Consider the following 24255-nt stretch of genomic DNA (forward strand, 5'->3'; position numbering starts at 1 on the left):
CATGAAAATCACTTCTTTATTTTCCGATAAACCTTATAGTGCGCTCGCTATTGCGGTCTGCTTTGCGGTGATGCTGATCCTGCCTTGGTTACATTTACTACCAGTCGATTCAGCCTTTCATCTCTCTGCGTATTGGGTCACCTTGATTGGCAAAATCATGTGCTTGGCTCTGGTGGCTTTGGCGTTGGACTTGGTTTGGGGTTATGCAGGCATTTTAAGCCTAGGCCATGGCTTGTACTTTGCCCTTGGTGGTTATGCCTTCGGCATGTATCTGATGCGCCAGACGGCAGGTGACAGCCTGCCTGACTTTATGCGTTTTTTAAGCTGGACTGAACTGCCGTGGTATTGGGTGGGTAGCAATCATTTCTTATGGGCTTTGGCCTTGGTGGTGTTGGTTCCCGGTGTGGTGGCCTTCATCTTTGGTTTCTTTGCCTTTCGCTCCAAAATTAAAGGCGTGTATTTTTCGATTATTACGCAGGCGATGACATTTGCTGCGGCACTGTTATTTTTCCGCAATGAAACAGGCTTTGGCGGAAACAATGGGTTTACAGGCTTTAAGACTATTTTAGGCATGGACATCACTTCTGCACCCATGCGTGCCACCTTATGTTCCTTAACGGCTTTGGTGTTGATGCTGTGCTTCGTGGGGTTGCGTCATCTCATGAATAAACCCTACGGTCGTGTGCTGGGGGCAATTCGGGACAGTGAAAACCGCTTGCAGTATTTGGGCTATCGTACGCTGTGGTACAAGCTTTCTGCATGGGTGCTGTCCGCAGTGATTGCAGGTATTGCAGGAGCATTGTATGTGCCTCAGGCTGGCATTATTAACCCGAGTGAAATGAACCCCGTTAATTCGATTGAAATGGCGGTGTGGGTGGCTGCGGGTGGGCGTGGGACTTTGATTGGTCCAATTTTGGGTGCAGGGTTAATTAATGGCGTGAAAACCTATTTCACCGTGGCTTATCCAGAAGCATGGTTATTGATCTTGGGTGCTCTATTTATTGTGGTCACCATTTTCTTACCCAAAGGTGTCATTGGTCTATTTGACCGTTTTAAAAAGGAGCGTAGCGAATGAGTGAGCTAATACAACCTCATGGTGGCCATGCTTCAGACGGCTATGGACGTCCCAAAGAACAAGGTGCCGACTTCAGTCATGGGATTGCACTGTACTTGGAAAAAGTTAGTGTTTGGTTTGATGCTTTTCGTGCCTTAAATGATTTATCGCTATACATCCAAGAAGGGGAGCTACGCTGCATCATTGGGCCCAATGGGGCAGGTAAAACCACACTAATGGATGTGATTACGGGAAAAACCCGACCGACAGAAGGCTCTGCTTTTTTTGGGCAAAACTATGATTTGGCCAAGATGAGTACCGAGCAAATTGCGGAAGCAGGCATTGGACGTAAATTTCAAAAACCAACGGTATTTGAAAACTTTAGCGTGATGGAAAACTTACTGCTTGCTGCACCAAAAGATAAGCGGGTGAAGAAAAGCTTTTTTAGCAAACTTGACCCCGATGCACAGCTGGCTTTGGATGAGTCTTTGGCTCAAATACGACTCGAAGAATGGGTACACAAACCTGCGGGGCTGTTGTCACATGGGCAAAAGCAATGGTTGGAAATCGGTATGTTGCTTATGCAACGTCCTAAGTTGATTCTACTTGATGAACCTGTGGCCGGTATGACCGATGCCGAAACGGAACGAACAGCTGAGCTATGTTTAGAACTGAAGAAAAATCACACCTTGGTGGTGGTTGAACATGACATGAGCTTTATCGACACCATCAGTGAGAAGGTGACGGTACTGGCTCAAGGGGCGATCTTAGCCGAAGGTACATTGGCTGAGGTACAGGCCAATGAAGATGTGATTGAGAAATATTTAGGACGTTAAGGAGCCGACCATGTTAGAAGTCAAAGACGTCAATCAGTTTTACGGTGGCAGCCATATTTTAAGAGATGTCTCCTTTCAAGCACCTGTAGGAGAGTGCTCCGTGGTGCTGGGGCGTAATGGCGTTGGGAAAACGACTTTACTTAAATGTTTAATGGGGATTTTACCGATTAAGTCCGGACAGATTTTACTTGATGGTCAGGACATCTCGAAAATGAGTCCCGAGCAACGCGTGCGTGAAGGTTTGGCTTATGTGCCGCAAGGGCGTGATATTTTTTCAACCTTAACGGTTGAAGAAAATATCCTGATTGGCATGGCCAAGTTTAAGGGAGCGAAAACTCGAAGAGTGCCTGAGCATTTGTATGAAATTTTCCCAATTTTAGATGAAATGAAGCACCGCCGAGGTGGGGATTTATCAGGGGGGCAGCAGCAGCAACTGGCGATTGCGCGTGCTTTAGCATCAGAGCCTCGGGTGTTAATTTTGGATGAGCCTACAGAAGGCATTCAACCTTCTATTATCAAAGACATTGGCCGAGTGATTCGTAAACTGGCGGATGGCGGCGACATGGCGGTGGTTTTGGTCGAGCAGTTTTATGATTTTGCCGAGGAGCTGGCCGATGCATATACCGTCATGGCCCGTGGACAAGTGATTGCGCAAGGGGCAGGCTGTGAAATGCCTGCAAAAGGTATTCGAGAATTGGTAGCGATTTAAGCTTTTTTATTCTCCCCCTCTTCCAAAGAGAGAGGGGGGAGAATAATGAAAATCTTGAATCTTGAATCTTGAATCTTGAATCTTGAATCTTGAATCTTGAATCTTGAATCGCGATCTTAGTCTACTTTTAGAAATATACCGTCTGCCGAAACATTGTGCCCAAAACCACAGCTCATTGTATTGGTTTCGCTGACACGGATGGTGTGTCCCATTTTGGGATCGAAGGCGAACTTTAAATTTATTTTACAGTCATCGACCTGATATTGCGCTTGAGTTCGATTTAGCGGCATGGTGGTTTCAAATTCGCCAATATTGGGTCCATAGATGAGACTGCGTAGTCCCATATAAAGACCATTAAATTCAATTTGATATACATTCTTAAGCGGTTTTACCTCAATCTGATTCCACTGCCCAAAGCCTGCATACTGCACATATTTACCTGCCAGTGTTGCTGACTGTTTAGGGAGTGGCAGTTGCTTTAAATTAAATTGACTGGATTTCGACTCAGCATTACGCAAAAACCATGCTCTAGCCCAAAGCGGTTTTCCCAACTTGCTATAACTTAAACCGACATTGTTGTTGGCAATTTCGACATCACGTTCAGTGAGGGATACACCACTTTCAGGTTGATTCATTAAACAAAAAGAAGACCACGTCGCCTGATACTGAAATTGCTCTAACGCTTTTTGATATTGTTTTTGATCATAAAATTTCTTACCAGTGCTGGCAGAGCTTTTGATTTTGGCACAACCTTGGCGAAGTTCTTGTTCAAAGGTGTCGTCTGCTGAAGCGAGTGTGCTTACAGTTAAAAGTCCAATCAAGAATGGATACTTAGGCATGATTTGATTCCATTTTCGTTATGCTTTGAATAAAACATAGGGAGCTATTCGAAGTAAAGGGACAATCTTTAGGAGCTCGCAATTATTTAAGATAGAGTAATGATGGAAACTGAAAAATTACTCATACAAATTGTTTGAGCAGTGTGCTTTTAGACGCGTTAAGCTAGTGCAAAGCAACAACAATAAGAGCAGCCATATGGACACATTATTATTAAGTATTCCGCCCAATGCTTTGGAAACGTTGATTTTAGAATCTATTTCTGTCGACGATGTGCTGAATTCGGAGCACATCGAGTCACATCTGCTTTTAGGTAAAAACTGGAAAATCTTACAGACCTTATTGCAAGGCAGTTTTAAGTCTGGCACTTCTTTACTGGCTTTGAGTGTGCAAGCCGAGCATCACTTGGCAGAGCGCCAAAAACAACTTACAGAGGTACGTTATAACACCGCGGTGCGTGTGGTTGAAGTCCAGGAAGCTTTAGAAAAACTGGATATCGAAGACTTTAAAAAGCATATGCAAACCAATTGTTTGAAACGCTTAGGACAGGAACATGGCATCCAGACCGAATCGATTGAATTGCAATTTGCCGAGTTGAGTTTAGTCTTTGCTCAGCTCAGAAACTTTTATGAACATGCGGCCAAGCATACATATGCCGTAATTAGCGTAACCAGTGACAAGTTAGTCCCGACCTCACTGATTTAACAGCAGTTGCATCAACACCAGATCACGCCATTGCCCAAACTTTTGTCCGACTTGGGGCATATAGCCAGTTTGTACAAAGCCAAACTTTTCATGCAAAGCAATTGAAGCCAGATTGGCGTGGTCAATCCCTGCAACCATGACATGCATGTGCTGCATTTTTGCTTGTTCAATCAAATACGCTAAAAGCTGTTGACCTAAGCCCTGACGGGCATAGTTGGGTGAAATATAAATTGAGTGCTCAACGGTATAACGATAGCCTGAAAAATTACGGAAGGTGGCATAGTCTGCAAAGCCTGCAATGGCCTGCGTTTCTTGGTCTTCCACCACGCAAAATGGAAATTGGTTTTGTTGAAAGTGTAGTAATTGTTTTTGGAAATGCGCTAAATCATAGGCATGTTCATTCCAAGTGGCCATGCCATGTAAGACTTCTGCATTATAAATATTTTGGATCGCGGGCAGATCGTGTTCAGTAGCTGGACGAATGAGAAAAGACATGAAGGCAAGGTTGTATGCGTTGGGGCTTTATCATGCTGCTTTTGCATAAAAAAAAGCAAGACAGAAGTCTTGCTTTTGGATATTCACAAAAGTGAATTAGAAGTGGTATTTGATTAACGCACTTACGTCATTTTGGTCAACGCCTTTATAGCCGTATTTGTTATTCCAAACTGAGTGCTCGATACCCACGTATAGGCGTGTATCTGGAGAAATGTGTTTACCTACATTCCATTTGTACTGACTAGTCCAGTTTAACTCGCTTGCATGGTCATCTTCAGCAGTTGACCAGTCAAGGAAGGCATCAACTAAAAAGTCTTCAGAACCAAGTTTGAACGGTACTGCATAGGTGATAGTCATTTGATAATCATCATCAGTCAGGTCGTTATCTGCTTTGTAGAAGTTGATGTTTGCATACTGTGTATATGGCACATTTAAGGCAAAACCAATACCATAGAGGTAGTTATTGAAACCTTCACCGCCTTCCCATGTCGTTGCAACTAGCACATCTTTAACTGGGCCAAGCTCAAGTTTAGTTCCTGTCATTGTACCTAAGCTGAAACGTGGTGCAACTTCAAAGTAAGTTCCATTGCCATCAGCATCGTTGTTGGTACGGTCAGCGAAAGCGAAGAAATCGCCATATTTGAAGCCCGCTGCGTATTCTGCAGTAATGGTTGTTTGCTCAAGCTTTTCGTCTTCAGTTTCGAACGGTGATTTGTAGTTTTCACCATATAAACCAGTGATGCTAAAGTCTTGCCAAATTGGCGCAGCTTGAGAGATTGCCGCAGCAGAAGATAATGCTAAGAAAGCAGCAAGTTGAGTCAGTTTCATGAATATTTCCCCAAAAAATCGGATACAGGATACCGATTATTAAGCAAAAATAAAGCCAAATTTGACGAACGTCATGGAAAATAGATATCAAAATGAGCCATTTTTTATACTTTTTTTACCAAATGGTTTAATGTTGCCTTTCAGGCATGACACTTAATTTGATATGGACCTTCATGGAAAAAATGTTAGGTGATTGAATAATAAATTTAGCAATATCGACATGATACAGCTCGGGAAAATCCTAGAATGGAACAGCGTTTGCACTTATTTGGGGATGTTTGCAAAGAGTGAATGATCGATGAGTGGAGTCATTCCTGCCGTAATTGAAGTTGTCATAATCATTAGATTTTTCTTGTTCATTCTAGCCAATGAAGTCACCTGAATAGCGAGAAGATGGAATCAAATCCATCTGTTTCTGGCCATGCAAGTAAGGGCTTGTCACAATAAGTATCCTTTTCATATTTTTTTAAAAATATCACTTGCATAATTTTCAGTTAGGCCCGATATTCAAAGGAGAAGGACACAGATCTGCAGACTCAAAAGTGTTCATCATTCAATCGATGGAGGTTACATTCCAAAGCAATTGAAGATGGTCGAATACTGTTAAAACAGTAAGTTACAAGTGTGCTAAGAGATAAAAATCTTCGTACAAAAAAAGAGTCGAATAAAGAAAGAGAGAGGATGTTATTTTATGAACATAGAAATCCGTACAGATAAAAACATTCAAAATAGTGACCGTTTAATTAGTTATATACGCGAAGAGCTGAATCAAGAATTTCAACGTCACAGTGAGCGAATTACCCACTTTTCAGTGCATCTAAGTGATGCCAATAGCCATAAAGGCGGAGATGACGACATTCAATGTATGATTGAAGCGCGTCCAGCAGGTTTAAAACCCGTGGTTGTAAATCATAAAGGTCATAATGTCGATACTGCGATTCATGGCGCGATCGATCGCCTGAAACGTAGTTTAGAACATACCTTTGAAAAAAATGATAAACCGCGTACTGGCCAACCTGTATATGCAGATCAGGATGATGGCCTAGTTGATGATGAGGAAGATTAAACCTCACCGAATTTAAAAAAAGCCCCTCAATCAGGGGCTTTTTTAATGCTGGGCACTCACTTTTATCCAACATTACGGATAACAAATATCCCGTTTATTCGGCATAATAGAATAAACTGAATTGAAGAGCGTCATCTCCATGTTAACCGCGCAACAACAAGCTTTCGTGCAAGCACTTGAAGAATTAGATCTTCAACAAGTTCAACGTCTATTGACCGATGGGTTAAGTCTCAATTTTATCGATCCTGAAAAAGGACCTGTGATTTCTGTTTGGTCAGACGGCTTATTCAAATGGTGGGAAGCGATTTGCGAAGCGTATGAAGCAGGTGCACCACTGTCAGAACAAGAAAAACAACAGACTCTAGCGGTACATTTAGATATTTTAGAACAACTGATTCATGGCAAAGCAAACTTGCATTTGTGGGATACAGAAGAAATTTATGGCCCACTTTGGGATGCTGCAAGTGCTGCATGTGCGCCAGCGGTCAAGCGTTTGTTGGACGAAAAAGTCGATCCAAACACCAAAGATGAAGATGGCTTAACTATTTTATCTTCAATTAGCGATTTATTCTTTGATTGTGAGTTTGACGAAATTAATTGGGCCGAAGCATTGGCTGAAGAAAAGCAAACTTTAGAGTTGCTTCGTCAGCATGGTGCAAAAATGACAAAAGAATTAGCTTAAACAGCGAGATCATCATGATGCAATTAAAACATTTAGGTTTATGTGTAGCCGCTGGGTTCAGTATGAATGCGATGGCTGCAGATTTTTCCTTTGACCGCCCAGGTTCGGGCATAGGGACAGGGATTACGCCTGTGGGGCAGTTGGCTTGGGAGCAGGGCTTGGCCAATGCGCACTATGCTGAATCGACCACGGCTGATGGTGAAAAAGTCAAAACCACCAGCTTAAATGCAGATATGTTATTGCGCACAGGTTTAGCTGAAAACATCGAATTGCAATTGGGTTGGGCTGGGCCCTCTTGGCAACAAATGAAAGTGGCAGGCAATAAGTCTGAAACAGATGGTTTGGGTGATGTCAGTGTGGGTGTGAAAGCGGCGATTCCTTTGGATGATGAACGCTTGACTATGGCGGTACTGGCTGAAGCGATTATTGCCACAGGTAATGATGGTTTCACCAATGAAGATGATATTTATAGTCTGTCATCTGTGGTGGCATACGATTATAGCGACCTCGTGTCGACATCCATCACTATGCGTTATGAAGTGCAAAATAGTGATTGGGCCATTTCTGCAATTCCGACTTTAGAATATCAATTTACCGATAAACTCAGCGGTTTTTCTGAATTGGTTTATCGTAAAGCAGAAAGTCAAGACAATGAATATGCGCTCGGTACAGGTGTCATGTATGCGGTGAATAATCGGATGCAGTTGGACGCAAGTGTTGGTGTCGACTTAAATGGTGCAGATAAAAGTTATTATTCAGGCCTTGGCGTTTCATACTTATTTTAATTAGAAAAAAGAACATATTATGAAAAAGCATCTTCATCTGAAACAGGGGATGAGCGGCAAAACGTGGTATCTGGCGCTGTCAGTATTGATCATCAATCTGTGTATCTGGGCCAGTATCCTAAACGTTCATGCGGAAACTCCACTTCTTTCAGCTGAAGATGCTTTTCCATTTACAGTGGAATCCACGACTGAGCATAAGGCTCAACTGCACTGGAATATTCCTGAACAGTATTATCTGTATCAGCACAAATTTGAAGTGCAACAGGCGGGTCAGCCCCTTAAGCTTGAGCTACCGCCTGCGCATGATCTGTATGATGAAAACTATGGACACACCCAAGTTTATTATCAACAAGTGCAATTTGACTTAGATACACAGGCCTCGCAGACCTATAAGGTGACTTGGCAAGGCTGTGCCAAAGATCGTATTTGCTATCCGCCGCAAAGCATTGAGTTTAAAACGGATGTAAATGGTTTGGTCAGCCTACAAGACCAAGCAGGTGGATCAAAACGACTGTTAGATTTAGCCGCGCAATCGAATCCGCAATTTGAGCCGATCAACCCCACAGTCACTGCTGAACCCGCCGCAACAGCTTCTGATACGATGGCTGCGCAAGATCAAATTTGGTCTGAAGAGTTAGCCAAAAGCTCGTTGGCCTATGGTTTATTACTGTTCTTTGGCCTCGGGATATTACTGGCGTTTACGCCGTGTTCTTTACCGATGTTGCCGATTTTAACCTCTTTAATTATTCGCGATAGCAAAGGCCTCAAAGCATGGATGATTGCCTTGGTCTTTGTGTGCAGTATGGCCATGGTCTATGCCATTTTGGGCTTGGTGGCCTCATCTGCAGGTTTGAACTTTCAGCGTTGGTTACAACAGCCATCCACCCTGATTGCTTTTAGCATTCTTTTTGTTTTGTTCGCACTCAATCTATTTGGTTTGTTTGAACTTAAACTGCCGCAAGCCGTGGTGAATAAACTTGATCATATCCAGTCTATGCAAAAGGGTGGAAGTCTGATCAGTGCTGCGATTATGGGCATGATTTCTGCGCTGTTGGTTGGACCGTGTATGACGGCACCTTTGGCAGGCGCTTTACTGTTTATTTCGCAGACACAAAGCCAGTGGCAAGGGGCCATTTTGCTGTTCACCTTAGGCTTTGGTATGGGGACACCATTGTTATTGGCAAGCGTACTGGGTGCTAAGGTATTGCCTCGTGCTGGGCTGTGGATGAATCAGGTTCGGGTATTCTTTGCTTTCATCATGTTGGCTTTAGCGCTGTATTTTGTGCGTCCTTTGCTTTCTGAAACATGGATGCAAGCACTGAGTCTGCTGCTAGGCTTGAGCTTTATTATTTATGTGTTGTATCGTTTGATGTGGCATAAAACACAATTGCGTATGCTGTACATTGTGGCTCTAGTCATTGGCGGGACGTACATTGCTTATAGCCAATATCAGCAGAGTCAGCGTTTCTTTGAAGCACCAATGGCTGCATCTGCGCGTTGGCATGTGGCAGCGACAGCAGCGGAGTTTAAGCAGCTCTTGGCACAAGCACCAAAAGGTCAAAAGATCATTATCGATGTCTATGCTGATTGGTGTGTTGCTTGTCAGCCGATTGAACACCGTATATTAAAGTCTGCAACGGTACAGCAAGCGCTTGCGCCGTATTATTTGATCAAATTAGATTTGAGTCATTACGATGCAACCCATCAACTGCTCTTAAACCAGTGGGATATTTTAGGACCACCGACCTATTTATTCTTAGATGCCTCACAACAAGAAATTCGTGGTTTACGTTTAACCGGTGCATTTACTGAGGCTGAACTTTTAGCTCAATTACAACGTTTTTAAACCTGAGGGAGAAGGGTGATGCAACGTTTATATATTGCCAATAAAAATTACTCCAGTTGGTCGATGCGAGCGTGGTTGGTCTTGACTGCATTTGATCTGGATTTTGAAGAGGTAGTGGTTCGCTTTGATGCGACAAACCCCAGTTTTAAAGAGCAACTGTCTCACATTCATGCTAATGCTAAAGTGCCCGTATTGGATGTGGGTGAATTTAAAATTTGGGATTCTTTAGTCATCTGTGAATATTTGGCCGAGCAAAATCCAGATTTAGCCCTGTGGCCCAAGCTTGACTATTTGAGAGCAGAAGCACGGAGTATCAGTGGTGAGATGCACAGTAGTTTTATGGCACTACGCCAATTATGCCCCATGAATATTCAGGCGCAGTACAGCATAGCTGAGGGGCTAGCTTTGTGTGCGCAGCATGCTGAATTAAGAGCAGATGTCGAACGAATTGAACAAATTTGGGCACAGCGTTCGGATGAGCATACCTTTTTATTTGGTGATTTTTCTATAGCCGATGCCTTCTATGCCCCTGTAGTGATGCGTTTCAAGAGTTATGCACTACCTGTATCTGAACGCAGCCAGCAGTATATGCAACACATTATGCAGCATCCTGCGGTCATACAATGGGTCGACGCGGCACGGGCAGAAGCCGTTTAGTTAGGTGAAATGTGCTGTGTGTCACCACATGCAGCGCTATCTTTGAGCTCACCGGGATTGATTTCTAAATAGCATTTGATTTGATTACGTCCACTGGCTTTAGCGGCATAGAGTGCTTTGTCTGCTTGACTCAAAACTTGCTGAGGTCTGAGTCCATGGTGAGATTGTGCAATACCAAAACTAGCTGTGACATGGATAGATTGGCCTTCATCATTGTTAATGACTAAAGCCTCGATGGCTGAACGACAACGTTCCGCAATTTGATGGGCTTTAGAGAGTGAAGCATGTTTTAAAATAAGGATAAACTCCTCTCCGCCAAAGCGCCCCACTAGGTCATGGTCTTGTATCTGGTTATTTAATTGTTGGCTCACAGCGATGAGCACGTTATCTCCCATATGATGTCCAAATTGGTCATTGATGCTTTTAAAATGATCGAGATCTAAGAGGATAACCGCATAGGGATTCTGCGGATCTTGCTGATGCAAATACTCCAAACTTTGGCTAATATGGCGACGGTTAAATGTATTGGTTAGTGGGTCGATCTGACTTAAATGTTGAATGAGTCGTTCACGATGTCGCCATTGGCTAAGTAAAATTTCAAATAAAATCAGACAAGTGATTAGGATGGGAATAACGAAATACAGCATCGATAGGAGCCAAAACCCATTGAGAAAGAGTTGGCCATCAATCTGAAAAATAGGAGCATAAGGAATCACATCAATAAAACTGAGGTAGCCTGAGAAGGTTAAGAAGCCTGTCGCAGGAATTAGCATCGCATACACGATCTTTCGCTCAAACAACACCAAACCGACAGCGATCAGACAAATATAGACCACCATAGTGACAGGGCTAAACACCCCAATCATATAACCGTTATAGCAAAGTGAGATGATTAAAATTCCAATCGCAATATAAGGGAGGAATCGTTGTACCCAAGCTTGTTTTTGTAGGGCATAGCAAGGGTAAATCAAACCCAATAACGTGATGAAAAAAATGGAATTAATAACCAATTTATGGCGCAAAAGCTGAACATTAACGACATGCCAATATTCTGAGTTGAACAGTACAAAAGTCTCCCAAACTAACCAGATCAAATTGACACAACAGCCGAGAACAAGGATTAAAATACACTTTTTCAAGGTATCCCAGTTCATAATCACTTCCTCTTCAAGTAGATAATGAGAAAGTTTGCTGTTGCTTAGCTGTTTAGATATTGAGAACCATGAACTCATTCAATCGTTTCATCCTTGATATATCCGCTTTATTTTTTAAATAATGTGATTGATTTCTTATACATTGCTTTCAACATATCACAATCTTATAAAAAGACGGTATCAAAGGTGACGAACTGAGCATGTAGCTCAGAAGGGAAAGACCATTCTATTTTTAGAACATAGTGTTTTGAATAGGCCTATTATTCTAAGGATAATCTTATTTTAAAATGCAACTATTCAATAAAGATTATGTTGGAACATCCCATGAAAGTTTTACATATTGATTCAAGTATTATGGCGGATGCTTCTGTGTCTCGTCAGTTGAGCCAAGCGATTGTTTCGCAACTCAGCGAAAAGCATGCGCAAGTTGAGGTTGAATATTTGGATTTGGCAACGCAACCGATTCCACATTTAGACGCAGAAATTTTAATGGGTCAAAATGCAGAACAATCGGCTCTGGGCGAACGTATTATTCAACAGTACTTAGATGCGGACGTTGTGGTGATTGGTGCAGCGATGTATAACTTCGGGATTACTTCGACTTTAAAAGCATGGATTGACCGCATTAGTGTTGCAGGTCGTACTTTCAAATATACTGAAAATGGCCCGGTCGGTTTGGCTGGTGACAAGAAAGCCTATATTGCCAGTAGTCGCGGTGGTGTCTATGGTGAAAATAGTCCTGTTGACTTCCAAGAAGGCTTCTTAAAAACCGTCTTTAATTTTACCGGTGTGACCGATGTTGAAATCATTCGTGCTGAAGGCGTGAATATGGGGCCAGAGCTGAAAGATAAAGCCATTGCAGCAGCTTTAGCACAGGTGCAAGCGATTTAAACAATAACTGTAGTTCCATGATTCCTCATTTGGTCAGCGTTAAGCTGACCTTTTTTTATGCAGGATGTGTCTAGTCTTGGTCGAGCGCTTGAGCAAACGTTGCTATGTCATGCAACGCCATTTTAGCTTCTGGAAACCATGCATTAAACATTTGAAAGTTATGCCACATGCCTGTGTATAGTTTAAATGTCACATCTACACCTGCCTTGGTCGCTTTATCTCTAAACCGCTGGGCATCGTCCAAGAGAATTTCTTTCGAACCGACTTGTACAAGGGTAGGCGGGAGGTCTGCTAAATCATCAAATAAGGGTGAAACGAGTGGGTCGGCGGGGTCGATTTGCTCTGGAACATAATAGTCGATGCCTGTTTCAAGGGCTTCGATGGATAACAGTGCATCGAGCTTGCTGTTATAGCGAATAGATTCACTGGTTAAGCTTAAATCCAAAAATGGCGAAAGCAGAATCAGCCCACTGACTTGAGGGCGTTGCTCATCACGAATGCGCAGCGCCAAGGCTAGCGCTAAATTTGCACCACATGAATCCCCTGATAAAATAATATCTTTGGCTTGTATCCCTTGCTCCAATAACAGCAGATAAACATCAAACAGCGCATCAATGGCTTCAGGATAGGGGTGTTCGGGTGACAAAGGATAGTCAAGGTGAATGACTTGCATTTGTGTACTGGCTGCAAGGTCTGAGACAAACGCACGGTGGGTATTCATTGAACCTAAAAAGAAAGCTCCACCATGAATATGCAAAATGAGCTGAGTGGCTTCAGTTTCAGGTTTTAACTCTTCCGCACGCAGGCCTGCAAGACGTAGAGGACGAATCTGGATCGACTTATTGAGTGGAAAGGCACGACACATTTGTTCAAGAAGAAAACGCTGACTACTGGGTGGGAGACTAAAGCGACTTGGGGTTCGAATCGTGGTTTTTAAAAACTGCTCTGTAATGATTTGTTTCCATGGATCGGCAATCTTCATAGTTATTCCATTTTGTTATTTGTTTTACCTTGAGTTTGTGTATTTACCAACATAATTTACAAGGTTACACTAATTGGTCACATTGAAAAATTGAAAAATTGTTGTGACTTTTTAATAATGATAGTCGTCTATACTAGACTAGGGAAATGACAAAAATGAAAAAAATTGCACTTGCGTTAAGCGTACTAGGATTAACCGCTCTAGCTCATGCAGCAGATCCGCTGAATGGCACTGTTTGGAAAACGATTGATGACAAAACTAAACAAGCGAAAGCCTTGGTTAAATTCACTGAGCAAAAAAATGGAACTTTAACTGCGAGTATTCAAGGTATTTTGACACCAGGTGAAGAAAATGCATGTACCAAGTGTGAAGGCCCATACAAAAACAAATCGTTGAAAGGTTTAACGATTGTACATGGTCTGAAAAACGCGGGTGGTACAAGCTATGAAGGTGGATCAATTTTAGATCCGCAAACGGGTAAAACTTATAAATTAAAAGGCAACATTGCTGCTGGTGGTAAAAAACTAGAGCTTCGTGGCTATATTGGTGTGGCTGCACTTGGCCGTAACCAAACTTGGATTCGCGCGAACTAATCTCATCCAACAAAAAAAGCCGAGCAATTGCTCGGCTTTTTTGTTTTTGTTATGTGTCCCGTCCTGAAATAAGTTTACACCTTAAGAGACTTATTTTATGGAACATGCACGAGAACAACGAGTTAAACGTACACAACGTGATTATAGCTTGGCCTTTAAAATGATGGTGGTACATGAAGTAGAAAAAGGGCAAATTACTTATAAACAAGCTCAGGCAAAATATGGTATTCAAGGAAGATCAACTGTGCTGGTATGGTTACGCAAGCACGGACAACAAGATTGGACTTCGAATATGCCGACTTCTTCTAAACGTCAATTGACACCCCAACAACGAATCCGCCAATTAGAAAAACAGTTAGCCGCAGAAAAGCTCAAAACTGAATTTATACAGGATGTGATTTATCACATTGATAAAGAGTGTGGGACTGATCTTGGAAAAAAGTATACCGAGCACGTTTCAAAGATTGGCAAAGCCAAAGAAGACTAAGCGTTTCACGTTATTGTCAGTGGTTAGGAATCACTCGACAAGCTTATTATCAAGCAGAAAAACGTGCTCAAATGACTGCACAAATAACCGAACAAATACTCGAGTTGATTATGGAGTATCGCTGTCTCATGCCAAGTATCGGAACACGTAAGCTGTATTGGCTTATTAAAGGCAAATTGTTGCAGCGTGGTTTAAAGTGTGGACGGGATCAGTTATTTAAAATATTGAAAGAAAATAATTTATTGATTCACCCCAAGCGTCGCTATACAAAAACTACGGATAGCAAGCATTGGATGAAGAAGCATCCAAATTTATTAAAGGATTATTCAGCAGTGCAAGCCAACGAAGTCTTTGTTAGTGATATTACTTATGTTGAGAGTGCTGAAGGCGTACATTATTTATCATTGGTGACAGATGCTTATACCCGTCAGATTAAAGGTTATAAGTTATCGAATGATATGCGTGCGGAGAATGTTATGCAGGCTCTACATATGGCGATGCAGCATGTGACGGATCGAGCGACTAGGATGATTCATCATTCAGACAGAGGCTCTCAGTATTGCTCTGAGCTATATCAATCGGCATTGCGCCATTATGGGATATGTCCTTCCATGACAGATGGAGGAGACTGTTATCAAAATGCATTAGCAGAGCGGATTAATGGAATATTAAAGCAGGAGTTTTTAACTACACGATGTCAAACCATGAAGGAGTTAGATCACTTAATTACGGAATCTATCATGATTTATAATTACTATAGACCACATTTAAGTTTAAATATGAACACCCCGAATCAGATGTATGAACAAACTAAAACCGAGCTAATTGCTTAACTCGGTTTGAAGTGGAATACTGTCAATCTATTTCAGGACAAGACAATGCCTTTAGGGCGCGAATTGCATCTTCATTGAACCCCACAATAAAACCATTCGGGGTTGCAATCACGGGGCGCTTGATGAGACTGTGATGGGTCGTGAGAGCTTCAATCAGTCCTTGCTCTGAAGCTAAAGCAGTGTCTTGTTCTGCTTCAGTCAACTTACGCCAAGTGGTGCCTTTTTTATTCAGGACCAGATCTGCCCCAATCTGATCGAGCCATGTTTTGACAGTCGCAGCATCAATGCCTTGTTTTTTATAATCATGAAACTCATACGCTAAACCTAACTCATTCAGTAGGTCGAATGCTTTTTTCATTGAATTACAATTTTTAATGCCATACACGTTTAACATGGAAAACCCTTCTAAATTTTAAGCTGGGTTTAGAGTAACGGAAAAAGCAGAGCAGCTCTAGTGTCGCGATTTAAGCCAACAGCGTCATCGTCTTGTCATAAAAGCGTTTTAGAATTAAATCAAAGAAAAATAGAATATAAAAAGAAGAAGCATTAAAAAAGCAGAGACTAAAAAAGAGAAAACCCGCATTTAATCATCCTGATCATGCGGGTCTCATTACAACGTCCATTGTCACATCCTTGAAAACCAACTATATCCATAGTTCGTTTTAATTTCATCCTACGGCGTCCTGTCCTTGTGCTGTCATCCTGACATCGTCCCTTTGCCGTGGAAACATAATGCACTGATTGATTGATCAGAAAAAGACTCAAAAAACGGCAGATAATGTAGGTTAAAAACTCATACTCAGTAAACGGTTGTTCACTGAGTATGAACTAAATACTTAAATTTTTCTAGATTTTGTAGTCAATAATGACAGGTGCATGGTCGCTAAACCATGTTTCTTTATAGACCCAAGCATTGACTGTGCGGGCTTTCCAGTCAGGTGAGCAAGCCTGATAGTCAATGCGCCAGCCCACGTTCTTGGCACGAGCTTGTCCACGGTTTGACCACCACGAATAAAGCTCAGCCTCTGGACGTACTTCACGGAAAGTATCGACATAGCCAAGTTCATCATAAATATGATCGAGCCAAGCGCGTTCGTGCGGTAAGCAGCCTGAGGCCTTTTGATTGCCTGACCAGTTTTTAATATCGATGCGTTTATGTACGATGTTGTAGTCACCGCAGACAATCACGGATTTATTTTCATCGCGCCATTGTTGCAAAATTTGTTTGTATTCGTCTAAGAAGTGATCTTTACGGACTTGTGCTTCTTCACCAGAAGAACCCGATGGTAAATAGAGTGAGCAAATATGCACGTTTTGGTCTAAGCCTAAGTCAAACTCAGCCGAAATAAAGCGGCCTTGAGAATCAGCCAATTCAAAACCAAGCCCATCAGTAACTGAAACAAACGGTAAACGGCTATAAATAGCAGTACCAGCATACCCTGGACGTTCAGCAGGGAACAGGTGGGTATGCCAGCCTTCAGGTTTAAATTTATCGGTCCATTGTTCGTGGGTGATGCGAGATTCTTGCATGCAAATCACATCGGCATCTGATGTGGCAATCCAATCAAAAATCCCTTTTTTTTCTGCAGAACGTAGACCATTTACGTTAATTGAAACCACACGTAAAATTTTTTGATCACTTGGATAGCTACTCTTTGGTATCATGCGCAAGTCTTACCTCAATTTGAAAATACGGAGCACCGCATGACAACGCAAGCGACATTTAACCCTCAAGCTTTTATCGAACTCGCATTATCACGTGGCGTGCTTAAATTTGGTGAGTTTACTTTAAAATCGGGTCGTGTGAGTCCTTATTTTTTTAATGCAGGCCTACTCAATGACGGCGAAGCCTTGTCACTACTGGCGTCTGGCTATGCAACTAAACTGACAGAATGCAACAATGTTGAGGTGGTCTTTGGTCCTGCGTACAAAGGGATTCCTTTTGTTGCTGCAACAGCGGTGGCCTTGTCACAAAATCATGGGGTGAGTGTGCCTTGGGGGTTTAACCGTAAAGAAGCCAAAGATCATGGTGAAGGCGGGGTCTTGGTTGGTGCATCCGTTGCAGGCAAAAAAGTCTGGATTATTGATGATGTGATTACTGCTGGCACAGCGATCCGTGAAGTAGTCACCATTTTGAAAAATGCAGGTGCGCAGATTGCAGGTGTGTTGGTGGCATTAGATCGTCAAGAAAAAGGTCAAGGTGAGCTGTCTGCGATTCAAGAAGTGCAAAAAGAACTTGAAATTCCAGTACATGCATTGGTGACCATGAAAGATTTGATGAATTATTTAGAGGCTAAAGGTGAGACAGAAGCTTTAGCAAAAATGGAAGCCTATCGCGTGAAATATGGCGTTTAAGCGTTGAAACAAAAAAGGGAAGCTTCGGCTTCCTTTTTTATTGGCTCTCTCATTCGGTTGGCGTTTGGCTATGCGCACCTTCCCAACCAATTATCGCAGTTTTACGTGTTGTCCCCCACATATAGCCGCCACGTTGCCCTGAAGACTGAATGACCCGATGGCATGGAATTAAAAAGGCAACGGGGTTGCTGCCAATGGCTGTTCCGACCGCTCGTGAAGCACGCTCTTGCCCAATCTCTTGGGCAATATGTGCATAACTGCTGAGCTGCCCCATGGGAATTTTGAGCAGACTTTGCCACACCTTGAGCTGAAAGTCGGTGCCTTTCAGATGCAGTTTAATCTCTGATAGGCTGTGTTGATCTTGCTGAAAAATCGCGAGTGCTTTGCGTTGTAATTCATCCTGATCTTCAATAAATGTCGCACGTGGGAACTGTTTTTTCAGATAGGCCAATGCATCCCGATCTGCTTCGGTAAAGGCTATATGACAAATCCCTTTAGGGGTCGAGGCAATAATGACGGAGCCAAAAATGGTCTCGGCAAAGCTATAGTGAATGTGGAGTGCTTCACCGCCATGTTTATATTCTGCGGGCGTCATACCTTCGATTTGGACAAATAAATCATGCAATCGGCTGGTACTAGAAAGGCCAGTGTCAAAAGTTGCTGCAAAAATATTATTTTCTGTGTGATTTTTCAAAACTAACTTTGCATATTCCACACTAATGTATTGCAGAAATTTCTTCGGACTAATACCAGCCCATTCGCTAAACATACGCTGAAAATGTGTAGGACTTAAATGCACGTGTTCAGCAATCTCAGCCAAACTGGGTTGCTGTTTGAAGTTTTGTTCAATGTATTCAATTGCCTTTGCCACACGTGCGTAATTGCTATGTTCTGTCATGATTACTCGTGGAAATCATTTAACTTAAGAAAACACTAACAAATCCAGTCAGGCCTGAAAATCCGTTTCTTGCGTTTTATAACAAAAGATTCAAAGCATTTATTGATTGGCATAATCGTCCCTTGATAAGCATAAAAAAGCGGAACAGTGACCTGTTCCGCTTGAGATGGCGTTTTAACTAAAGGGGTTTAGAACTGGTAGTTCAAACGCATGAGGAAGCTACGTGGTGTACCAGGCATAGAGTTCGAACGCCAATATTCTTTATTGGTCAAGTTGCTGACAGCTAAGGTCAAGTTCCATGGATCAGCATTATAACCAATGGCTGCATCGACACGATTGAAACCATCCATCTTGGTCAAGTTATTGATGTTTGTGTAATAAGAGCCCACATAAGTCACACCAACTTCACCGTAGAGTTTTTCTGTAGGTAAGTAGCGCACAAACAGGTTGCCTGTGTTTTTAGAGGCATTTGCTAATGCATTCCCTACATTCTCTGGTTTTTCCTTATCCTTTTTCACTTCAGTATCGGTATAACCATAACCACCACGGACAAATACGTTGTCCAGTACACGACCGATGAAGCTGAACTCTAAACCTTTGGCTTGATGTTCACCACCTACGGACCAAAGGAAAGGTTGTTCTTTTGAATCAGGTTGATAACGAATATTCTTTTTACGAATGTCATAAACAGAAAGTTGTGTGTTTAAGCGTTGGTCTAACCAATCACTCTTAACCCCAATTTCATATTGTTCATTGTATTGAGGTTCAGCATCATAGTATTTAGGATCAGTATTAACATCAACAGAAATATTGCCACGACCTCCATAAGGGGCGAAGCTTTTATTGTATGAAGTATAAAAACTGTGTTGTTCTGATGGTTGCCATACAAAGCCAATATTAGGGCTGAAGGTCGTATCATCATATTGTTTTGAAAGGTTCTGGATATGATTGGTCGATTTGAAATTGTACTGATCATAGCGCATACCTAACATCATTTTGAGTTCAGGTGTCAGGCTAATTAAATCTTGAGCGAAGAACCCCATTGACTCACCTACGTGATGATTTTCCGAGGTTACAGGGAGGCGTTCAGAGCTTGGTAACGTATTATATTGGTCTGCTGGATTGTAGGGGTTAATAAAACCATAGTAGCGAGGAACACCTGTACCACTTGAGTAATTTCCTAGTTTTGGTGAACGGTCTTCACGGCTGACATCTGCACCGACGAGGAGCTGATGTTCTATAGCTCCAGTTTTGAATGAGCCAGAAATATCAAAAGTATTGGTAATGGTCTTATTCATGGTTTCTTGCCATGCATAGCTTTGACGTATGTAACCATTCCAAGTACATGCTTTTGGTGTGGCTTCTAAAGTGAGATTATTGTTGCAATAGGTGCCACCAAAGAAGTTGTCAAAGTTCTGATAAGCTTGGCGATAGCTGAGCGCCCAGTGGAAATTCCAATTTGGCGCATATTGATATTTCACATCAGTACGAATGACTTGTAATTCGTCTTCAATAAAATCGCCTTCTTGAGCAAAGCCAGTCTTGATTGAAACACCCGCGGGTAAGTTACTATAAGAAGGCCCGCGGTCAGGGGTTCGATTTAATTTGTCATAAGTATATTGTGTGGTCCACGTGAGGGTTTCATCATCATTTTTATAAGTGAAACTTGGCGAGATCATCTCAATTTTACTGTCGATGCCTGAACGGAAACTATCCGCTTCACCGTATTCACCTGTTAAACGGACAGCCCAATTGTCATTCAACACTTGGTTAATATCTGCGGTAGCACCGTAGTTATCATATGAGCCTACGTAAGTACCGACGGAACTTTTCGAGTCAAAGTTGGCGTATTTACTCACCATATTGATCACACCACCGCCAGCACTACGACCGTAAAGTACCGAGGCAGGGCCTTTTAAAATTTCGATGCGTTCAATGTTGGATGTGTTGCGACGTACTTGGCCACTTTCACGAATACCATCACGGTAAATATCACCCGAGTCGGCAGAGAAACCACGGAGGGTAATGCCATCACCACGCGTATCGTAGCTGGTGGATACCCCTGGTGTGCCTTGTAGCATTACACTGAGGTCGTTAGAGCCATAGATTTTATATTTCTGTACATCAATGGTGTCGATGGTTTGAGGAATGTCTTTTTTCTTTAAACCATTCCGTGTGACATTGGCCTGATCATAATCGACATAGCTTTTGATTGGATCAAGTTCACTCATTGCCTCAATTTTTAAGGTGGGCAAAACTGCTGCTGTGCCCGATTTGTTTGTCATCGCTTGCGAGGAGGGGTTCTCATTATTTTGTAGCGTCGCTTCATCCGCATAGGCTGCATGCGCATTTAAAATCATAAAGCTGAGAAGGCTATATTTGAATAGGTTAGAACCACAAAGCGGCTGTGGTGAAGATTTCATCATGATTTAAGGCTCGGAGAGAGTGAATTGCCAATAAAAATGAGAAGTATAATCATTTACTAAAAATGAACAAGACTTACGGTAATATTCATTTTTTCTACATAGTTTTACTGGGTTGAAAAGTACAGCTGTACAGGCTTTTTAATTTTTCTAAAAAATTGATAAATAAGCATTAAAATTTGAAGAAAATGTAAAAGAATTATTTTTGTGCATTTTCCATGCATTTTTTACAGCTTAAAAGAACGCCTATTTTTTCTTGACGTCCTTGCTCAGTTTGTACCCAAGGGCGGTTTTGCCATGGTGGAGTATGGCGGACATGTTGTGTGTGGCCACAGGAAAGCTCCGCCACCCAATGATGTTCTTCATCGAGATGAAAGCCAACAATCGCTTGTTGCACTTAAGTATCTCGACTGCCGTGTTGGGGCTGTTCTAAGCCATTTAAAAAACGCTGACACAGTTGATGGATAGCCGCCAAATCATCGGGATCTAGGCCTAAAGAACACGCCAGCTCAAATGGAATGGCCATAATTTTATCTTTGGCTAACAGTGCTTTTTCCAGTAGAACGACTTTTTTCATACGTTCATCTTCTTTGACGGCAACACGCTTTAAAAACTGTTTTTCTTCTAGTTTTTTAATAATCGGGGTTAAGGTGCCTGAGTCAAAAAAGGTTTTTTGTCCAATCTCGGTCAGTGTCACATTGTCCTGCTCATATAAAGCCAACAAAACAATAAATTGCGGATAGGTCAGATCGTAAACTTGTAAGCGTGGACGGTATTGACGAACCATGGCATTGGTTGCGGAATACATGGCAAAACACACGCGGTTTTCTAAAAGTGGGGTGTCCGCCATGTTGCATGTCCTTGGGTGTTAATGTCTGTAAAGCAGTATAAATGAAATAGGGATGAAAGTGTATTGCACATAATAATCTTGTGCGCAAGTTAATTGTGTGCAATATTATTCTGAGAGTGAGGTCGATTCAGTGTTTGAAGCGACTTTAAGTAATGACATTTTGATGAATGGAAGAGATGTAATGACCACAATTTATGATTTTCAGGCCGAACTGTTGGAAGGCGAGCAAAAGAATCTGGCCGATTATCAGGGCAAGGTTTTATTGGTGGTGAATACCGCCAGCCAATGTGGTTTAACCCCACAATTTGAAGGTTTGGAGCAGTTATATCAGGACTATCAACAGCAAGGTCTGCTGGTTCTAGGCTTTCCTTGCAACCAATTTGCGCAGCAAGACCCTGCGAGTAATGAAGAGATCGGCAGCTTTTGCCAGCGTAACTATGGAGTCTCTTTCCCAATGTTTGCCAAAGTTGACGTGAATGGGCCTACAGCGCATCCGCTGTATCAGTATTTAACCGCTGAAGCTAAAGGCATTTTAGGTAGCCAGAGTATCAAGTGGAATTTCACCAAGTTTCTCATTAACCAAAAAGGACAGGTGGTGAAACGCTATGCGCCGATTGTTAAACCTGAAAAAATTGCCAAGGATATTCAACGCCTTTTGGCTTAATGGAGAAGGTGTGGAAAGGAGCTGTCGCTTGGTAATGGATGTAACTTTCCTTTGTTGCATCGCGCAGTTAGCATCTGATTAGTTGCCGCAAGAAGTTGTAGTTATTTGAATAAAATAGATTTTTTAATCTTTAATTATTACACAACTTGTTGCACCCAAACTTGAAAACTTCGCTATACTTTTTGCCAAGTTTAAAAAATTTGAGCGTGAGAATTATGCGTGTACTGGTAGTGATGGACCCGATTGAAACGGTGAATCTGAAAAAAGATTCCACCATGGCCATGTTATGGGCAGCAAACCGTCGCGGACATGAGCTGGGTTATGCATTACAACACGATTTATATATCGATCAAGGCAAAGCCTTTGGTCTGATTTCTCCCTTAAAAGTGTTTGAAGATTACGATCATTATTATGATTTGGGTGAACAGCAAAAAGAGTCCTTGGCCGATTACGATGTGATTTTGATGCGTAAAGATCCACCATTCGACATGAACTTTGTCTACACCACCTATATCTTGGAACAAGCGGAACGTGAAGGCGCGTGGATTATCAATAAACCACAGTCCTTACGTGACTGTAATGAAAAACTGTTTGCCACGCAGTTCCCCGAACTGCAAGTCCCTACATTAGTGACTTCACAACAAAGCCTGATCCGTGAATTTATCAAAGAACATGGTGATGTGATTGTGAAGCCTCTCGATGGGATGGGTGGCATGGGAATTTTCCGTTTATATCAAGATGGTGTGAACATTGGCTCAACTTTGGAAATGTTGACGGAAATGGGCACACGTCCGATTATGGCGCAGCGTTATATTCCTGAAATTGTGGAAGGGGATAAACGTATCTTGCTGGTCAATGGTGAACCTATTCCGTACTGTTTGGCGCGTATTCCACAAAACGGCGAAGTCCGTGGGAATTTGGCCGCAGGTGGTTTGGGTCAAGCACGTCCTTTGACTGAAAACGACAAGGCGATTGCTGCAAAAGTGGGACCCTTCTTACGTGAAAAAGGTTTGGTTTTTGTTGGACTTGATGTAATTGGCAACTATGTGACCGAGATTAATGTCACCAGTCCAACCTGTATTCGTGAGATTGATGCGCAATTTGGTACCTCGATTGCCGATACTTTATTTGATATCTTAGAAGCAGGCAAAGCCAGCTAAAACGACAGAAAAGGAACCTGAAATGGTTCCTTTTTTCTTTCATGGTTGTGGTCGGTTTTGAAATAGAGCTGTACTTTGCTGCAAAGTGTATCAATTTGGTTGAAAATAAAGCGGATTATGTTGCCAGACACTACAAATTTTCATCCTACTCAAATGTATGCGCTCAGATTGTATTTCTAAGCGCTAAAATGAAGTGAATTGGGCTTTAGAATGATGTTAAATATTTGATTCAAATCAGCTTCATAGTTTTATTTTTAAATATCGCCAATTGCGCTGTCGAGCCTGATTGTGTGCTGTAGTTTGAGTAAAAATGCACATCTGATAACAAATCTAGTTTAAACTTGAAAATCAGTAGAAAAAAACAATCAAATGCCTGTTGAAAAAAAGTAAATAATCTTTCGCGGTTATGCGTTTGTGATTACAATTGATCGCTTAAAATTGAATTTTGTTTCCATATTTTTAGAA

26 protein-coding genes are annotated in these 24255 nt (G+C 42.0%); 15 read left to right on the plus strand and 11 right to left on the minus strand.

Features of this window, described 5'->3' with window-relative positions:
* Position 1: 1 nt before the first annotated feature.
* Genes urtC through urtE form a run of 3 tightly spaced genes read left to right on the plus strand, consistent with a single transcriptional unit; the run spans position 2 to position 2599 of the window.
* Complete coding sequence (gene urtC / locus ACSC9N_RS00590; RefSeq protein ID WP_005401483.1) at positions 2 to 1075, plus strand: urea ABC transporter permease subunit UrtC; 1074 nt, start codon at positions 2 to 4, stop codon at positions 1073 to 1075.
* Complete coding sequence (gene urtD / locus ACSC9N_RS00595; RefSeq protein ID WP_004691767.1) at positions 1072 to 1890, plus strand: urea ABC transporter ATP-binding protein UrtD; 819 nt, start codon at positions 1072 to 1074, stop codon at positions 1888 to 1890. The genes urtC and urtD overlap by 4 nt, the downstream gene beginning before the upstream one ends.
* 10 nt (positions 1891 to 1900) lie before the next feature.
* On the plus strand, positions 1901 to 2599 hold the full coding sequence (gene urtE, locus ACSC9N_RS00600) for an urea ABC transporter ATP-binding subunit UrtE (RefSeq protein ID WP_395474992.1): 699 nt from the start codon (positions 1901 to 1903) through the stop codon (positions 2597 to 2599).
* Positions 2600 to 2715: 116 nt separating this feature from the next.
* Here urtE and ACSC9N_RS00605 read toward each other — a convergent pair whose 3' ends face one another.
* A complete protein-coding gene (locus ACSC9N_RS00605; protein WP_395474994.1) occupies positions 2716 to 3438 on the minus strand; it encodes a hypothetical protein in 723 nt (240 codons plus the stop codon).
* Between the two features lie 196 nt (positions 3439 to 3634).
* Between ACSC9N_RS00605 and ACSC9N_RS00610 the strand changes: the two genes are divergently transcribed.
* On the plus strand, positions 3635 to 4141 hold the full coding sequence (locus tag ACSC9N_RS00610) for a DUF1877 family protein (RefSeq protein WP_395474995.1): 507 nt from the start codon (positions 3635 to 3637) through the stop codon (positions 4139 to 4141).
* Here the strand turns inward: ACSC9N_RS00610 and ACSC9N_RS00615 are convergent.
* The gene (locus tag ACSC9N_RS00615) at positions 4130 to 4636 is read right to left on the minus strand and encodes a GNAT family N-acetyltransferase (RefSeq protein ID WP_035326298.1); all 507 of its coding nucleotides are present in this window, start codon (positions 4634 to 4636) and stop codon (positions 4130 to 4132) included. The two genes, ACSC9N_RS00610 and ACSC9N_RS00615, sit on opposite strands and share 12 nt — an antisense overlap.
* Positions 4637 to 4732: 96 nt before the next feature.
* Positions 4733 to 5464, minus strand: coding sequence for an outer membrane protein OmpK (locus tag ACSC9N_RS00620; protein WP_395474997.1), 732 nt, complete (start codon positions 5462 to 5464; stop codon positions 4733 to 4735).
* Between the two features lie 691 nt (positions 5465 to 6155).
* On the opposite strand from ACSC9N_RS00620, the gene ACSC9N_RS00625 reads away from it, so the two are divergent.
* From ACSC9N_RS00625 to ACSC9N_RS00645, 5 genes are all read left to right on the plus strand, one after another.
* The gene (locus ACSC9N_RS00625; protein WP_094148409.1) at positions 6156 to 6530 is read left to right on the plus strand and encodes an HPF/RaiA family ribosome-associated protein; all 375 of its coding nucleotides are present in this window, start codon (positions 6156 to 6158) and stop codon (positions 6528 to 6530) included.
* 139 nt (positions 6531 to 6669) lie between these two features.
* Positions 6670 to 7212, plus strand: coding sequence for a hypothetical protein (locus ACSC9N_RS00630; protein ID WP_004978318.1), 543 nt, complete (start codon positions 6670 to 6672; stop codon positions 7210 to 7212).
* 14 nt (positions 7213 to 7226) lie between these two features.
* A complete protein-coding gene (locus ACSC9N_RS00635) occupies positions 7227 to 7997 on the plus strand; it encodes a transporter (protein ID WP_114836392.1) in 771 nt (256 codons plus the stop codon).
* 19 nt (positions 7998 to 8016) lie between these two features.
* Positions 8017 to 9843, plus strand: coding sequence for a protein-disulfide reductase DsbD (gene dsbD, locus ACSC9N_RS00640; RefSeq protein ID WP_395474998.1), 1827 nt, complete (start codon positions 8017 to 8019; stop codon positions 9841 to 9843).
* Between the two features lie 18 nt (positions 9844 to 9861).
* A complete protein-coding gene (locus tag ACSC9N_RS00645; RefSeq protein WP_395474999.1) occupies positions 9862 to 10500 on the plus strand; it encodes a glutathione S-transferase family protein in 639 nt (212 codons plus the stop codon).
* On the opposite strand, the gene ACSC9N_RS00650 is transcribed toward ACSC9N_RS00645, so the two are convergent.
* The gene (locus tag ACSC9N_RS00650; protein WP_395475000.1) at positions 10497 to 11732 is read right to left on the minus strand and encodes a GGDEF domain-containing protein; all 1236 of its coding nucleotides are present in this window, start codon (positions 11730 to 11732) and stop codon (positions 10497 to 10499) included. The genes ACSC9N_RS00645 and ACSC9N_RS00650 overlap by 4 nt on opposite strands.
* A gap of 246 nt (positions 11733 to 11978) precedes the next feature.
* Between ACSC9N_RS00650 and ACSC9N_RS00655 the strand changes: the two genes are divergently transcribed.
* Positions 11979 to 12545, plus strand: a complete 567-nt coding sequence (locus ACSC9N_RS00655) for an FMN-dependent NADH-azoreductase (RefSeq protein WP_039890677.1) — start codon at positions 11979 to 11981, stop codon at positions 12543 to 12545.
* Between the two features lie 70 nt (positions 12546 to 12615).
* On the opposite strand, the gene ACSC9N_RS00660 is transcribed toward ACSC9N_RS00655, so the two are convergent.
* A complete protein-coding gene (locus tag ACSC9N_RS00660) occupies positions 12616 to 13527 on the minus strand; it encodes an alpha/beta hydrolase (RefSeq protein ID WP_058870520.1) in 912 nt (303 codons plus the stop codon).
* A gap of 155 nt (positions 13528 to 13682) precedes the next feature.
* Here ACSC9N_RS00660 and ACSC9N_RS00665 point away from each other — a divergent pair, with 155 nt between their 5' ends.
* A complete protein-coding gene (locus ACSC9N_RS00665; RefSeq protein WP_004691748.1) occupies positions 13683 to 14120 on the plus strand; it encodes a DUF2147 domain-containing protein in 438 nt (145 codons plus the stop codon).
* Positions 14121 to 14217: 97 nt separating this feature from the next.
* Positions 14218 to 15440 (plus strand): IS3 family transposase gene (locus ACSC9N_RS00670; RefSeq protein WP_395475001.1). Its coding sequence is split into 2 segments (ribosomal slippage): positions 14218 to 14554 and positions 14554 to 15440, totalling 1224 coding nucleotides; the frame shifts between segments, so codons are not numbered across the junction.
* A gap of 22 nt (positions 15441 to 15462) precedes the next feature.
* Here ACSC9N_RS00670 and ACSC9N_RS00675 read toward each other — a convergent pair.
* Complete coding sequence (locus ACSC9N_RS00675; RefSeq protein ID WP_395475002.1) at positions 15463 to 15834, minus strand: Spx/MgsR family RNA polymerase-binding regulatory protein; 372 nt, start codon at positions 15832 to 15834, stop codon at positions 15463 to 15465.
* A gap of 452 nt (positions 15835 to 16286) precedes the next feature.
* Positions 16287 to 17105 (minus strand): exodeoxyribonuclease III, encoded by an 819-nt coding sequence (locus ACSC9N_RS00680; RefSeq protein ID WP_333654258.1) that lies wholly within the window; start codon positions 17103 to 17105, stop codon positions 16287 to 16289.
* 39 nt (positions 17106 to 17144) lie between these two features.
* On the opposite strand from ACSC9N_RS00680, the gene pyrE reads away from it, so the two are divergent.
* Positions 17145 to 17795, plus strand: coding sequence for an orotate phosphoribosyltransferase (gene pyrE, locus ACSC9N_RS00685; protein ID WP_183173466.1), 651 nt, complete (start codon positions 17145 to 17147; stop codon positions 17793 to 17795).
* Positions 17796 to 17844: 49 nt separating this feature from the next.
* Here pyrE and ACSC9N_RS00690 read toward each other — a convergent pair whose 3' ends face one another.
* From ACSC9N_RS00690 to ACSC9N_RS00705, 4 genes are all read right to left on the minus strand, one after another.
* A complete protein-coding gene (locus tag ACSC9N_RS00690) occupies positions 17845 to 18693 on the minus strand; it encodes a methylated-DNA--[protein]-cysteine S-methyltransferase (protein WP_395475003.1) in 849 nt (282 codons plus the stop codon).
* 188 nt (positions 18694 to 18881) lie between these two features.
* Complete coding sequence (locus tag ACSC9N_RS00695) at positions 18882 to 21116, minus strand: TonB-dependent receptor (protein ID WP_395475261.1); 2235 nt, start codon at positions 21114 to 21116, stop codon at positions 18882 to 18884.
* A gap of 199 nt (positions 21117 to 21315) precedes the next feature.
* Positions 21316 to 21513, minus strand: coding sequence for a DUF3565 domain-containing protein (locus ACSC9N_RS00700; RefSeq protein ID WP_159152743.1), 198 nt, complete (start codon positions 21511 to 21513; stop codon positions 21316 to 21318).
* Positions 21514 to 21966: a MarR family winged helix-turn-helix transcriptional regulator gene (locus ACSC9N_RS00705; RefSeq protein WP_094148488.1), complete on the minus strand. Its 453-nt coding sequence runs from the start codon at positions 21964 to 21966 to the stop codon at positions 21514 to 21516.
* 181 nt (positions 21967 to 22147) lie between these two features.
* On the opposite strand from ACSC9N_RS00705, the gene ACSC9N_RS00710 reads away from it, so the two are divergent.
* Together ACSC9N_RS00710 and gshB are read left to right on the plus strand one after the other, a co-directional pair.
* Positions 22148 to 22630, plus strand: coding sequence for a glutathione peroxidase (locus ACSC9N_RS00710; RefSeq protein WP_333656816.1), 483 nt, complete (start codon positions 22148 to 22150; stop codon positions 22628 to 22630).
* 215 nt (positions 22631 to 22845) lie between these two features.
* On the plus strand, positions 22846 to 23790 hold the full coding sequence (gshB, locus tag ACSC9N_RS00715) for a glutathione synthase (protein ID WP_291389356.1): 945 nt from the start codon (positions 22846 to 22848) through the stop codon (positions 23788 to 23790).
* Positions 23791 to 24255: the final 465 nt, after the last annotated feature.

It is taken from the genome of Acinetobacter sp. PC34 (genome assembly GCF_051789135.1).
GTDB lineage: Bacteria > Pseudomonadota > Gammaproteobacteria > Pseudomonadales > Moraxellaceae > Acinetobacter > Acinetobacter johnsonii.

Coding starts and splice junctions, on each gene's coding strand:
- ACSC9N_RS00660 (WP_058870520.1), bottom strand. CDS start 13,527: ATGAAGATTGCCGATCCATGGAAACAAATCATTACAGAGCAGTTTTTA.
- ACSC9N_RS00620 (WP_395474997.1), bottom strand. CDS start 5,464: ATGAAACTGACTCAACTTGCTGCTTTCTTAGCATTATCTTCTGCTGCG.
- ACSC9N_RS00645 (WP_395474999.1), top strand. CDS start 9,862: ATGCAACGTTTATATATTGCCAATAAAAATTACTCCAGTTGGTCGATG.
- ACSC9N_RS00605 (WP_395474994.1), bottom strand. CDS start 3,438: ATGCCTAAGTATCCATTCTTGATTGGACTTTTAACTGTAAGCACACTC.
- gshB (WP_291389356.1), top strand. CDS start 22,846: ATGCGTGTACTGGTAGTGATGGACCCGATTGAAACGGTGAATCTGAAA.
- ACSC9N_RS00625 (WP_094148409.1), top strand. CDS start 6,156: ATGAACATAGAAATCCGTACAGATAAAAACATTCAAAATAGTGACCGT.
- ACSC9N_RS00655 (WP_039890677.1), top strand. CDS start 11,979: ATGAAAGTTTTACATATTGATTCAAGTATTATGGCGGATGCTTCTGTG.
- ACSC9N_RS00710 (WP_333656816.1), top strand. CDS start 22,148: ATGACCACAATTTATGATTTTCAGGCCGAACTGTTGGAAGGCGAGCAA.
- pyrE (WP_183173466.1), top strand. CDS start 17,145: ATGACAACGCAAGCGACATTTAACCCTCAAGCTTTTATCGAACTCGCA.
- ACSC9N_RS00630 (WP_004978318.1), top strand. CDS start 6,670: ATGTTAACCGCGCAACAACAAGCTTTCGTGCAAGCACTTGAAGAATTA.
- urtE (WP_395474992.1), top strand. CDS start 1,901: ATGTTAGAAGTCAAAGACGTCAATCAGTTTTACGGTGGCAGCCATATT.
- ACSC9N_RS00650 (WP_395475000.1), bottom strand. CDS start 11,732: ATGAGTTCATGGTTCTCAATATCTAAACAGCTAAGCAACAGCAAACTT.
- dsbD (WP_395474998.1), top strand. CDS start 8,017: ATGAAAAAGCATCTTCATCTGAAACAGGGGATGAGCGGCAAAACGTGG.
- ACSC9N_RS00695 (WP_395475261.1), bottom strand. CDS start 21,116: ATGAAATCTTCACCACAGCCGCTTTGTGGTTCTAACCTATTCAAATAT.
- ACSC9N_RS00610 (WP_395474995.1), top strand. CDS start 3,635: ATGGACACATTATTATTAAGTATTCCGCCCAATGCTTTGGAAACGTTG.
- urtD (WP_004691767.1), top strand. CDS start 1,072: ATGAGTGAGCTAATACAACCTCATGGTGGCCATGCTTCAGACGGCTAT.
- ACSC9N_RS00680 (WP_333654258.1), bottom strand. CDS start 17,105: ATGATACCAAAGAGTAGCTATCCAAGTGATCAAAAAATTTTACGTGTG.
- ACSC9N_RS00705 (WP_094148488.1), bottom strand. CDS start 21,966: ATGGCGGACACCCCACTTTTAGAAAACCGCGTGTGTTTTGCCATGTAT.
- urtC (WP_005401483.1), top strand. CDS start 2: ATGAAAATCACTTCTTTATTTTCCGATAAACCTTATAGTGCGCTCGCT.
- ACSC9N_RS00665 (WP_004691748.1), top strand. CDS start 13,683: ATGAAAAAAATTGCACTTGCGTTAAGCGTACTAGGATTAACCGCTCTA.
- ACSC9N_RS00690 (WP_395475003.1), bottom strand. CDS start 18,693: ATGACAGAACATAGCAATTACGCACGTGTGGCAAAGGCAATTGAATAC.
- ACSC9N_RS00615 (WP_035326298.1), bottom strand. CDS start 4,636: ATGTCTTTTCTCATTCGTCCAGCTACTGAACACGATCTGCCCGCGATC.
- ACSC9N_RS00635 (WP_114836392.1), top strand. CDS start 7,227: ATGATGCAATTAAAACATTTAGGTTTATGTGTAGCCGCTGGGTTCAGT.
- ACSC9N_RS00675 (WP_395475002.1), bottom strand. CDS start 15,834: ATGTTAAACGTGTATGGCATTAAAAATTGTAATTCAATGAAAAAAGCA.